Raw genomic sequence first — 13213 nt, forward strand, 5'->3', positions numbered from 1 at the left:
TCTAAAAACTTATCTTCTATAACATGAAGTTATGGAAGATAAGTTTTAATGATTTGATCGGGGTTTATTAGTTATGGATCTTTGAATTAGAAAATAAAGACAATCAAAATTATGACACAAATCAAAGACAATTCAAATTCTTCTAAAATAAAGGCGGGTAACCTGCTAAACTTAAATTTAAACACCCGTAAAATTATCTTCATCCTGGCAGTTTTGCTGTGCCTCTTTCCATTTATGTCGCCTCCTTTAGCCTTATTGCTAGGATTAGTATTGGCGCAACTAATGGAACATCCCTATCTGCATTTAAATCACAAGGCCACAAACCTGCTGCTAAAAATTTCTGTTGTCGGGCTAGGATTTGGAATGAATGTATTCAGTGCAATGAAAGCAGGAAAAGAAGGCGTACTGTTTACCGTAGTTTCTATTTTCGGAGTGCTTATCATTGGTTTTATCCTGGGAAAAGTATTTAAAATAGAACGTAAAACATCTTTTTTGATATCAGCTGGAACGGCGATCTGTGGTGGAAGTGCTATTGCTGCATTGTCGCCTGTAATGAACGCAGAAGAAAAACAGATCTCCGTTGCAATGGGTACTGTTTTTATACTCAACTCGGTGGCCTTATTTCTTTTCCCCGCTATCGGACATGCGCTTAACTTGTCACAGTCACAATTTGGTATGTGGTGTGCCATTGCTATTCACGATACCAGTTCTGTTGTTGGGGCAGCCAGTAAATATGGTGAACAAGCACTACAGATAGCCACAACTGTTAAGTTAGCCAGAGCACTATGGATTGTTCCCGTAGCGTTTGGTACATCTTTCCTGTTCAAAAGCAACAATAGCAAAGTTAGTATACCCTATTTTATAGGGCTATTTATCCTGGCAATGATCGCCAACACCTACTTACCTTTTATTAAGCCTTTTGCGCCCTACTTTGTAGCATTAGCAAAAGCAGGCTTAACTTTAACCTTGTTCCTGATAGGAAGCGGACTCTCATTTACTATCTTGAAAGCAGTGGGGATAATGCCACTGTTACAAGGCGTAATTTTATGGATAGTAATTTCAAGTGCTGCATTATGGGCAGTTATATCTTTGGTTTAAAATACATTAGTTACTGATCATCACCAGCTTTTTTGAAAGATCATCAATAAGAACCACATGTTTATAATCGGCGCCACCTGTTCCTACACTCTTAATTATCCCCGAGGATTGACCGCTAAAAGCTCCTTTTTCATCGGTCTTAAAAGAATTGATGACATAATCTGCGTTAAACGTATCATTTGAGGAGTTGGTTAACGCTAAAGTATACGAAGTATTTGGCTCGAGTTTTTTAAAGTCCTGTTGGACAAGATCAGTCAAGCCTACGCTTCTTACGTTTAGCATGCCTGATGACATTGAATTATCCTTATTCATCAATTTAATCACCTGACTTTTGTCTGCAAGATTAAGCGGGGTTAAATTTTCTTTTGAGGCATTTGCAGGGCTGGCATTAGCGGCGTACAACAATGCTTGCGGACATTGTCCAATAGCAATGGTTTTTACAACGGCCATTTTTACCAGATCAACCACTTGTACCTGGTCATCATTTTCTAATCCGACATATGCAAATTTACCATCTGCCGAAGTCCAGACGCCATGTGGCAATGATCCTGTCGCAACGCTATCAGTAAGCTTGAAATCTTGTGAAACACTAAATACTTTTAAGCTGTTTTCTCCGCCAATGGTTGCCAGCATCACAGGTGAATCATTAACTAAAGTAAAAGTGACATGGTTGGTAATTGGACCTGTATTTAGTACTGTATGTATCGTATTTGTCTCCGTGCTGATGACAGTGATCTTCCCTACATCCTTATGTGTCAATGCAATCCATTTCCCATCAGGACTACAGAATATATTTGGAGAAAATGGACTAACTACTGGAATACGCTTTACAATAGCATAAGAAGTTGCATTCACTACATCCACTTCTGCAGTAAAGCTGGAACAAATATAAGCCCATTTTCCATCTGGAGTAAAAGCAACCATTCCCGGGCCGTCGGCTACTGGAATTTGCTTGATTTCAATCAGTTTATTTGCATCAATTACGCTGATATACGATTCTCCTCTTACCGATATCCATGCCTGTGATCCTGAAGGGTTAAAGGTTGCCTCATGCGGTGAACGTCCGATATAAACAGTTTTTAAAACTTTATTTTTTGCTGTTGAAATAAAGGTTACTGAATTTGATCCAATGGAAACCGCTGCTAGTAATTGCCTTTTAGGGGAATAACCCAGGCCATGAACCAGGGCCTGTCCCTTATATAGAGGACTTAAGATATCAGGTTGGGGTTTACCAAGAACAATATTTCCTAATAGCGTTTGTGTTGAGGGATCTAAGACAGAAACCGTATTAGATATCTGATTGCCTGTATAAACCCTGTCTTGGGCATAGATTGATTGTGCTTTTGATTGTAGGGCAAAACTGAATATTAATAGCGTAAACAAGGATATCTTTTTCATATGTTAATGGGAGTTTGTAAATGTCTTCATTTGTTGGATTTCTATCTGTTCATCTGAGATAATATTCTCGGCCAGTCTTTTTACATTTTTATTTTTTCCATACCGCAACTCAACTTTAGCCATGTCGATGGCAGCCTGATGGTGAGGAAGCATTATCCTTGCAAAGGACAGATCAGTATCAGACAATTGTTTTTCTTCAGGCATTTGTTCCATCATCACTTTCATCATCTTCTGGTTGGCGTTTTGATGTTGGTTGCCTGTAGCGATAAATCCTTCAGGATGGCTGAGCAGGAGTCGCATTTGCTGAATCTGGGTTTGTTGCTCAGCTTTGATACTTTTAGCTAGCTGAATCATTTCTTTATTTTTTCCGGTCTTAATCTCTTCTTCTGCCATATCAATAGCACCCTGGTGATGTGGGATCATCATTTGTATGAAATCTCTGTCTGCAGATGTGGTAGCTGATATTTCATCCATCTTCATCATCATATGAGCCATTTGCCCAAGGAAGACATTTTTTTTAGTTGCCATTTGCATGTGTTCATGTTGTGCTCGTGCAGAGAAACTAGCAAATAGTAGAAGTATAGACGTGAATCTGATCATGGTTTGATGTAGAATATTAATTGTGATAAACTGTTTATGCCAAACAAGCCTTATGCGATAACCGCAAGATCCTGAAATTTGTTCTTATTGAGCTATATTACATCTACATCAATTGGCGAGATAAAATTAACCATGTAAGTTCTTCTGTCTAAATCATGCTCCATGGGTTGCGTTTTGCCATTTTGATCTGTCGCTCTAGCCATTAAACTATATCTTCCAGTCTTAGCAGGAACCACCCATTCAAATTCAAATAGCTGCCAGGCGAAAGGGATAGCAGGACCAATTAATTTTGCTGGTTGCCATGAATTTCCTTTATCCGTGCTTATTTCTACTTTCGATAGGTTACTATCACCTGACCATCCTGCACCCCTTACTTGATAAGGTTTTCCAGCCGGCACCGCTTCAAACAATACCGGCCTTGATATTTCAGACTTAACCAATGTAGTGGTTACGGGCGTCAAGGTAGGTAGTCCTTCAACACGCTTCCAGTAAGCATATTCAATCGTCTGCCAATAGCCATCAAACGGCTTTTCAGATGCAGTAATTTTCATCAGCCATTTCACAGATGCCATACCATACCATCCTGGAATAATTGCCCTTGCCGGGAAACCATGTTCAGCACTCAATGGTTTTCCATTCATTTCATAGGCGATGATGATGTGATCCTGCATTGCTATATTTAACGGAATGCTTCGGGCGAATTTGATTTTTCCTGGTGATTTCGGCTCTTCTGTAATCATCCCCTCATCATTCCCTTCCAAAATAATGTCTACCGTACCCACCTTTATGCCAGCCTTCTTTAACAATACGGATAAAGGTACTCCTGTCCATTCAGCATTGCTGATCCCACCTTGTTCCCATCCTAAACCCTTCACTTTTGGGGCGAGGTTAGCACGTCCGTTTCCGGCACATTCTATAGTAGCCATTACCTTTTTTGCAGGAAGCTTTTTAAGTTCGCTCAGATTGATCTTTATGACATGATTGGTGTTGCCGCCAATCTCTAATTCCCAATTTGTAGCATCAATATTGGGAATATTAAAATGACTCCTGATGAAGAACTGGTTATTTGGAGTAATCCTGTTTTTTAACGTAGGAAATGGAAACTCCATATTTAATGGCTTTTTCTCTCGCGTAATAAGTCCTGGAAAGTCATTGTCTTCTCTGGTTTGTTGAATCTCCTTCGCCGAAGCCCAGGATGGTATTGTTGCGCCAGCTATCACCGGGATAATTCCAGTAACAAAATTACGTCTGTTTAACGTGTAGTTTTGTGATGTTTTGTCGTTTTTCATTTCAATAAATGTAGGTGATTACAATATAGCCAAAAATCTCTCATAGGATAACTTGTATTCTTCCTTTTTCTTGATGGTTGAAAGGAAACAACTGTAGACTTTACTTCATCGCTGGCCTGCTAGAAAAGACACAATAGTTCTATAACTGTTTATCAAATACTCATCTCAATTTCTATCAAAAAACGGTGGAATAATGATAATGGCTTACACGAATACCTTCGTTTTTGTGTAATCATTAACTGATTAAAATTAATACTAAGCCTCCAGCTCCTTGGTTATATAGACGTCAGTATTTCCTGGTGACTTTGTTAAAGAGTGTTAATTAAAGAATAGTTTTTATTTTAATAATTACCTTCAATTCATACTAATCATATTAATGAAATATTTCATTCTTGCTATTATCTTTACTTGTGGGCCTTTTTGCGTATCCGGTCAGAATTCTCCAACTGGATTACAGAATGATAGAAATGAGTTTAACCTTGGCTTCGAAAGGAAAACTTCCGGATCTAAATCTTCCGGTGATTGGCAAACGGGTACAACAAAAAGTGGATACAAGGTGGCAATTGATTCTAATCAAAAACATTCTGGGAAATATTCCCTATATATAGCGAACATTGATAAAGATGTCGATTCAAAATCCGGCATGTCTAATATTATTATCCCTGCAAAATTTGATGGCAAGGAAGTGGAGATTAGATTTTATCTGAAATTGGAAAATGTTACTGGTCATGCAGATTTCCCATTCAGAATTGACGATGAGGATAATGATAAATTGCAATTTACTAATCTGCTAGCCAAAAGAATTTACGGAACAGAAGATTGGAAACAATACAGCCTTAAACTGCCGCTTCAAAAAGAAGCTGCCAAAATTTATCTGTTTCCTCTATTATACGGGTCGGGTAAAATGTGGATTGACGATGTTCAGGTTTTGTTTGATGGCGTCGATATCAGTCAAGCAAAAATTAAGGCAAATTATAATCCCAGCGCTTACCACCCAATTGATTATGGGAACAATACCGCTGCCTCAGGGAAAGTGAAAGTCAGAGATGCCGAACTATATTATGAAACCTATGGCGAAGGAGATCCATTATTGTTGCTACACGGTAACAGCCAATCGATTAATGTTTTCAAGAAGCAAATTAAGGAATTCTCTAAATCGTATAAGGTAATTGCTGTAGATACACGAGGACAAGGTAAAAGTTCAGACAATATTTCCGAACCTCTTTCATATGATTTGTATGCTGGAGATATGAAAACACTACTTGACTCTTTACATATTCTCAAAGCAAACATCTTAGGTTGGAGCGATGGTGGAAATACTGGACTGATTATGGCTTCAAAATACCCCGATTATGTAAAGAAACTGGCTATAACTGGAGCCTGCACAGATCCAAACAAAGCCGTTTCCGCTGGTACGATAAAAGAAGTTGAGAAGGCTATTGAGAATTTGAAGTCTAAAACAGATGAAAAATCTGCTTATCAGGTTAAGCTATTTACTATGCTTTTAACCGAACCACATATTTCAACCGAGGATTTAAACAAAATTAAATTGCCCGTTTTAGTAATGGCTGGGGAGAAGGACATGATTTTAGAAAAACATACTAAGTATATTGCAGCTAGTATCAGCCATTCAGAGCTTTTCATTTTCAAAGGTGCTTCACACTACGTGCCTGTAGAAAAGGTTCCAGAATTTAACAATAAGGTTTTAGTATTTTTGAATAATAGACGATGAAACTAATCATACTATTTAAGTTGGAGAAGTTACAGTTGATTTACACTTAAACCTTCGTTTTTTTGTAAACCAAATTATCAAAAACTCATCATCGAAAACTAAAATTCTGATTTGAATAATGGAATGGGTTTATGATAATCAGCAAAAAGAAAAAGAGATATTTAATGCTTATCGGGAACGGTTACTTTGCTTAAAGGCATCGGCATTTGCTCACAATCGATTATCAGGAAAGTAGGGAATAATGATAAAATAAAATGTGCCTCTGTATATGTGGATAATATTACTCCTAAATTAAATAGAACTGGTTTTTGTACCACATGAGGTAAGCTGGATATTGGTAAGGTTATTTCCTAGTGCCAGGCCTTTTCTTAAATTGAGAAAACAGGTTCTCAAATGCAAGGACTACCCAAAGGGCGTGTGCATTGTCTATGTCTTTGCCTGAAATCCTTTGCTGAATAATATTTAGGTAACTAGCGCTTAGCTTTACGTTCTTAAGCACTTCATAACCTGCACCAACGCTGATCCGGTTCTGATCAAATATATTGGGGTTATTCTTAACCGCTTTTCCAAACTGAATAAATACCTCATCGGACACAAAGACAGACAATGGTTTGTCTTTTGAAAGGACATCAAGAAATGGCTTCTCCAGCCTGATTTGGTATCGAACACGCCAGTTGGGTTGATAATTCCCATTGTAAGCTAGGTCACGCATTCGGTATTCCAAACTATATCTGTTGGAATAATTGAAAAACTTAAGCTTTTGTTCGTTCTCTAAACGCGCCGAAACCCGATATTCTTTTACGCCCTCTGATTTGACATCATCAGGATTATCATAGAATACATGCGAGTCGAAATAGGCAATCGGTGATATCGATACTTTAGTATTAGGCGTAAATTTATAATTCAACCAAGGCCATACGCTAATGAAATGAGAAGCTTTAAAAATATTGCCCGTACCGACCGACTGGGTTCTTTTCTGCAAGTAAAGTTCCCACTTAACTTTACTATTAATCGTGTCTGCCAAAATAAGCCGTCCCCAGAACACCCCATGGTTATGCTGTTTTTGTGCGTAAAGGCTCGTATACATGGTGGTTATGCATATAAGCAATAAGAGTCGTTTCAAAGTCTATTGATCAAGTCGACAAAAGAGCTTAATTTTTCGCACTTATCCAAAAAAGCATAATAAACTAATTGTTATTCAATTATTACTTTATTGGTTTATGTTAAAAAGCTAACAAAAATCAGTTTGAAATAGTGTGGAGCAAGAAAACCCCGCCATTCAACGCTTAATTAAAAATGAGCCAGTTTAGTTTTAAGGCTTGATTAAAATCAATCAAGCCTTACGTTTCTTAGTCTTAGAGAATTTAAGATAACAGATACTGAACTAAAACTCATGGCCAGAGCCGCAATCATTGGCGAAAGTAAAATACCAAAAAATGGATACAAAACACCTGCTGCAATAGGAATACCCAATACATTATACCCCAGGGCAAAGAATAGGTTTCCCTTAATGTTTTCCATAACTCTATCGCTCAAAAGTCTCGCTTTAGCAATCCCATTCAGATCCCCTTTTACCAGCGTTATTGCAGCGCTTTCAATAGCCACATCGGTTCCGGTACCCATAGCGATTCCAATATCTGCCTGCGACAATGCTGGCGCGTCATTGATACCATCACCAGCCATGGCTACCTTCTTTCCTTCCTGCTGTAATCGTTTAATTTCGTTCAATTTGTCCTCAGGCAGCATTTGCGCTTTATATCCATCAAGGTTTAAAGTTTCGCTCACTGCTTTGGCCGTATCTTCATTGTCTCCGGTAAACATGAATACCTTTAATCCTTCTTTTTGCAGTTTACTAATTGCTTCCTTGCTTGATTCTTTGATCTTATCATAAATAACCACAAACCCGGCTGCATGATCACCAACTGCCAAATAAGATACCGTCTTACCTTGTTGCTGCTCTGCCTTGACCTGCTTAAGTAATTCAGGACTAATAGTTGCCTTTACCTGTTCCATTAACTTTTCATTACCAAGAGACAGGTTTACTTCTCCTACAGCCCCAATAACCCCTTTTCCGGTAACTGCTTCAAAATTTACGACTGGGAGCTTTGCAATCTGCTTCTGTTCCCCATAACGTAAAGTAGCTTGAGCAAGTGGATGCTCGCTGCTGCTGTTTAACGATATTATTTTTTGAAGAATATCTGTTTCAGTAAATTTAGAATCTGCACTGACCACCTTTTCAACGGAAGGCTTACCTTCGGTAACAGTACCGGTCTTATCGATCACTACAATGTCAATGGCATTCAGTTTTTCTAAGGACTCAGCATTTTTAATCAGTACGCCTGACTTTGCACCTTTTCCAACGCCCACCATGACCGACATTGGGGTAGCAAGGCCAAGCGCACATGGACAGGCAATGATCAGCACCGCGATTGCATTTACAAATGCATAAACATAAGAAGGCTCCGGACCATATATTGCCCAAACGATAAAAGTCGCCACTGCAATAAATACAACAACAGGGACGAAGTACCCCGATATCTTATCGGCTAACTTTTGAATGGGCGCTTTTGAACGGCTGGCAGAATTTACCATTTCAATGATCTGGGAAAGTAGGGTCTCTGATCCCACTTTTTCAGCCAGCATCGTAAACGTTTTATTTCCATTGATCGTTCCGGAACTTACCTGATCACCTGGCTTTTTATTTACAGGAATAGGTTCTCCGGAAATCATGGATTCATCAATGGTGACTTCTCCCATTTTGATACTTCCATCAACCGGCACCTTTTCGCCTGGCTTTACCCGAAGCAGATCTCCTTTTTGAATATCATCAATGGCCACCGTTTCTTCTTTGTCGCCGATGATCCTGGTGGCCTGGTTTGGTGCCAGTTTCAAAAGTTCCCTGATTGCACTGTTTGTCTTGCCATGTGCCCGTGCCTCTAAAAGCTGGCCTAGTAGCACTAGCGTTAAAATGACTGCTGTCGCTTCAAAATATACATACACTGTGCCTGAATGGGTTTTGAACTGATCTGGAAAAATGCCTGGGGATAATAAGGCTAGTAAACTAAACAGCCAGGCTACCCCCGCCCCGATTCCTATTAAGGTAAACATATTCAGGTTCCAGGTCACCACTGACCGCCATGCCCTTTCAAAAAACATCCAGGTTGCATAAAAGACGACTGGAATTGATAAAACAAATTGCACCCAGTTCCAGTACCTAAGTTCCAATATTTTAAATAAGGGATTTCCAGGGATCATCTCTGACATAGAAATTAAAAAGATGGGAACGGTAAAAAGGGCTGCTATCTTAAATTTTCGCAGTAACCGCTCATAAGTCTGGTCATCTTCCTCACTAGAGTTATTACCTGCAATTTGCACCAGATCCATTCCGCAGATCGGACAAGCGCCAGGCTGGTCACGAATGATCTCCGGATGCATAGGACAGGAGTATTGCGCAACCTGTTTTAAGACAGGCTGCTGCACCAAATCCATTCCGCAGACTGCGCAATCACCAGGTTTATCATAAGTTTTCTCTCCCTGGCAATGCATGGGGCAGTAATATTTTCCTGATCCTGATTTTACTGTTTTCCCCTTTTGATCAGCTGCTGCAAGATCAACTTTAATAGAGGCTGCGTTATGATCATGTGTCTTATCGATCTGGTGATCCCCTGGCATTACGATTTTATAATCTCCGGCATCTGATAAGGCTTGCTGCAAGGTTTCTACAGGCACGTGCTTTTCCATGGTCACAGTTGTCTCAGGCGGCATTAAGGTAACTACTGCAGAAACCCCTTCAATTCCATTTAGCGCAAGGGATACTTTTTTGCTGCAACCCTGGCAGCTCATTCCACTTATTTGATAGATATGCTTCATAATACTTATAATTAATAGGTGATGGTAAGTCCAGCTCCATAACCCATATCGCTGTCATAATGGGTAGATAGAGAAAAGTATTTGGTAACGATATACCTAAAACCAGCCATATATTCCCTGTCGGTATTAGCCATAAAGTTAAATCGTAACCTACTGGTTAACGGAACATCTTCACGCATCAGCTGGAAGCGCAATTTGCCTTTACTGTCTAGTCTTGCCTCCGCAGTGACTAACATCGGAAGAATATACTGCGCACCGATCACAGCTGCCTTTCTGTTCTTTTGATTGCTGAGTTGCCCAAATAGATTATTTTCCCTTTCATTGTTCATCCGGTTATAATGATAGTCAAAACCAACGAACGGCATCAGCCACTGCATCCTGCCAATATAGCGCCCGAAGTAAGTTTCGCTCTCAATCCCATGTTCTGATTTTAAACCAACCCTCCACTCTGTGGATAAGCGGTAACGGGTATTGGAAAACATTAGTTCTCCGTCACTACCATTACTTTCAAGGCCAATACTTGCCATTGGGTGATATTTCCTATCATCAGCAGAAAGTTTTTTCCAGGCAAGCTTAGTGTCCGGCAGTTCTGGATTAGGTGGTGAATTTTCATAACTAAAGACCCTGCCCATACCACTCATCATATGATAAAGGATATGGCAGTGGAAAAACCAGTCGCCTCCATTTTCACTAGCTGCAAACTCAATTGTATCCCTTTCCATTGGCATAATGTCAAGGACATTTTTCATGGGCGCATTTTCACCCTGTCCATTAACTACCCTGAAATCGTGGCCATGCAGGTGCATAGGGTGGCGCATCATGCTGTTGTTGAACATAATGATGCGTACATTTTCCCCTTTTTTGATCAGGATCTTATCGCTTTCTGAAACAGTCTTATTATCCAGTGTCCACACATAGCGGTTCATATTCCCTGTCAAATCAAATTTCAATTCTTTCCATGGCCCTTTTGGTAGCGTCGTTTTCTTCGGATCACGAAGCATATTGTAATTCAGGGTTACCATATCGGGATTTCCATCAGCCATATTCATTCCAGCCATGCTTTTATCATTAGGCATCTGCATGCCTGGGGCATCTGTCTTTTTATTGTTTGCTTTTGGATTTTCCACGCCGGTTATTTCAGGATACATGACTGTATTCATGTCCATGACCTGGTTCTGCATTTTCATGCCTTCCATTTCAATCATATTGCCCTGCATGTCCATCATATCATTCATCATTTTCATGCCGGCAAAATATTTTGGTCTATCAAGTTTCTGAGCAAAAACTTTTTCCCCACTTCCAAGCCAAAGGGATGCTGAGCTAGTGCGATCTTCCGGGGTGACTAAAAATTCGTATTTTTTGTTTTCAGGGATCGTTACCACGACATCATAAGTTTCAGAAGTGGCAATGATTAGCCTGTCCACTTCAACCGGCTCCACATCATTTCCGTCAGTAGCCACAACAGTAATCTTTCCTCCGGAATAATTTAACCAGAAATAATCAGAAGCTCCACCATTTGCAATGCGCAACCTGACCTTATCACCGGCCTTAAACTGAGGCTGTTCATTTTGGTTCTTTCCGTTAATCAGAAAGTTATCATAATATACATCGCTGACATCCATGGCCGTCATTCGTTTCCATTCATTGTTTACCTTAGTCTTAAAATGTCCGGTTTTGATGGCCTCACCATAACTCTGTGTAGTCCCTTTTTGGATGGCAAACCAGTCGGTGGCATTCTTAAGGCTGCGATGTACTTCTTCTGGTTTCATATCCGTCCACTCACTTAATACAAGTGGGATGGTCGGAATGTCCCATTCCTTTCTTTTATTCATAATGAAAGCTCCGTACATACCTATTTGTTCCTGAAGCATACTATGGCTATGGTACCAGTGGGTACCATGCTGAACAATCGGGAATTTATAGATATAAGTGGTATGTGGCATAATTGGCATTTGGGTCAGAAATGGTACGCCATCCATTTTATTAGGCAGGAAAAGTCCATGCCAGTGAAGAGAGGTTTCTTCATCCAGGTTATTGTGCACATAGATCAGGGCAGTATCGCCTTGGGTAAAAGTTAGCGTAGGCATAGGAATTTGCCCGTTTACGGCAATTGCCCGCTTAGATTTCTTTCCATAAGTTACCGTCGTGTCGGCTATGTACAGATCATAGCGAACAGTGCGGGGTGGCGTACTACTTGTAATGGTTTTTATAGGCCCTAATTGTGCTTTTGCCTTTTTGATATTCTCCATTGTGGCATTCTCATCTCCCATTTGCATACCTTCCATTGTATCCGACTTTTTAGCATCTTCTTTCATGGGCATATCCATTCCATTGTGCTTAGTGGGAGCTGTCTTGGGCGCTTCCTTTACCAGTTTCATTCCGCATTTTGGGCAGTTACCTGATTTAGAAGCATGAATCTCCGGATGCATGGGACAAGTATAGGTTTCACCTAAAGAAGGTGTTTCAACAGCTGCCTTTTGCGGCGACATGTTCATCTTACCCATACCCTCTTTTTTTACAGGCTGAGTTTTTTTACCTGGCACCGCCTTTTTGGCGGGAACGCTTTTTTTCTTTTGAATAACCAGCTTCATGCCGCATTTTGAGCAATTGCCTGGTGTCTTGCTCAGGATTTCAGGGTGCATAGGGCAGGTATAGACTACCGGCTCTTGCTTCTGCTGCAATGATATGGCGTGTCCATCGTGCGCAGATGCGAACCCATACAAACCCATCAATAAAATATATACTATTAATTTTTTCATCTCTATTAATTTTTTGAAAGACTGTCTTTCGTTTCTTCTATCCAGTTCAGGATTAAGTCTTGTTCGGCTTTTGAAAGTCTGGCATTTTTGTGGATCAGGGTATAAGAGCTTATGGGCATTGTCCCGTCTTTTATACTATTAGATATTGCTTTTAGCTTGCTCTGCTGCCTACGAAAGGAATAATTGCCAAACTCATTAAAATTGAGTTCCTCTTTCCCCTTTTTAACATGCGAGTCAAGCCACCATCCACTAGGCTGTATCTGGGCGTACCAGGGATAATTGGTGTTATTGCTATGGCAGTCATAACAGGAGGTTCTTAAGATCCCCTGTATTTTACCTTCCATTGGGTATATCCGGCTGATATCGGCAGGGTAATCTTTCATGCTGATATTACGGGCAGGCCGAATGAACTGAATAAGTACCAGCACCCCTGCTAATAACAAAAGACCATGTCGTACCTTGCCCAT

The 13213-nt window shown here is 40.1% G+C and carries 9 protein-coding genes; 2 read left to right on the forward strand and 7 right to left on the reverse strand.

Going from position 1 to position 13213, the window contains the following annotated elements; all coding sequences use genetic code 11:
* Window positions 1–111 precede the first annotated feature (111 nt).
* A complete protein-coding gene (locus tag ASG14_RS08715) occupies window positions 112–1098 on the forward strand; it encodes a YeiH family protein (RefSeq protein WP_008245480.1) in 987 nt (328 codons plus the stop codon).
* Window positions 1099–1104: 6 nt separating this feature from the next.
* Here ASG14_RS08715 and ASG14_RS08720 read toward each other — a convergent pair whose 3' ends face one another.
* The 3 genes from ASG14_RS08720 to ASG14_RS08730 form a co-directional block, all read right to left on the reverse strand.
* Window positions 1105–2496, reverse strand: a complete 1392-nt coding sequence (locus tag ASG14_RS08720; protein WP_056095402.1) for a beta-propeller fold lactonase family protein — start codon at window positions 2494–2496, stop codon at window positions 1105–1107.
* Window positions 2497–2499: 3 nt separating this feature from the next.
* Entirely contained in the window at window positions 2500–3096 is a 597-nt protein-coding gene (locus tag ASG14_RS08725; protein ID WP_082489588.1) for a DUF305 domain-containing protein, read from the reverse strand.
* Between the two features lie 92 nt (window positions 3097–3188).
* A complete protein-coding gene (locus ASG14_RS08730; RefSeq protein WP_008245487.1) occupies window positions 3189–4385 on the reverse strand; it encodes a sulfite oxidase in 1197 nt (398 codons plus the stop codon).
* A 376-nt stretch (window positions 4386–4761) separates the two neighbouring features.
* On the opposite strand from ASG14_RS08730, the gene ASG14_RS08735 reads away from it, so the two are divergent.
* Complete coding sequence (locus tag ASG14_RS08735; protein WP_056870677.1) at window positions 4762–6117, forward strand: alpha/beta fold hydrolase; 1356 nt, start codon at window positions 4762–4764, stop codon at window positions 6115–6117.
* Between the two features lie 343 nt (window positions 6118–6460).
* Here the strand turns inward: ASG14_RS08735 and ASG14_RS08740 are convergent, their stop codons facing one another.
* From ASG14_RS08740 to ASG14_RS08755, 4 genes are all read right to left on the reverse strand, one after another.
* On the reverse strand, window positions 6461–7204 hold the full coding sequence (locus ASG14_RS08740; protein WP_056870678.1) for a DUF2490 domain-containing protein: 744 nt from the start codon (window positions 7202–7204) through the stop codon (window positions 6461–6463).
* A gap of 242 nt (window positions 7205–7446) precedes the next feature.
* Entirely contained in the window at window positions 7447–9987 is a 2541-nt protein-coding gene (locus ASG14_RS08745; RefSeq protein WP_056870679.1) for a heavy metal translocating P-type ATPase, read from the reverse strand.
* Between the two features lie 11 nt (window positions 9988–9998).
* Window positions 9999–12746: a multicopper oxidase domain-containing protein gene (locus ASG14_RS08750; protein WP_157274883.1), complete on the reverse strand. Its 2748-nt coding sequence runs from the start codon at window positions 12744–12746 to the stop codon at window positions 9999–10001.
* A gap of 5 nt (window positions 12747–12751) precedes the next feature.
* Window positions 12752–13213, reverse strand: a complete 462-nt coding sequence (locus tag ASG14_RS08755; RefSeq protein WP_056870680.1) for a heme-binding domain-containing protein — start codon at window positions 13211–13213, stop codon at window positions 12752–12754.

The sequence above is a fragment of the Pedobacter sp. Leaf194 genome (assembly GCF_001423945.1).
Taxonomy (GTDB): Bacteria; Bacteroidota; Bacteroidia; order Sphingobacteriales; family Sphingobacteriaceae; genus Pedobacter.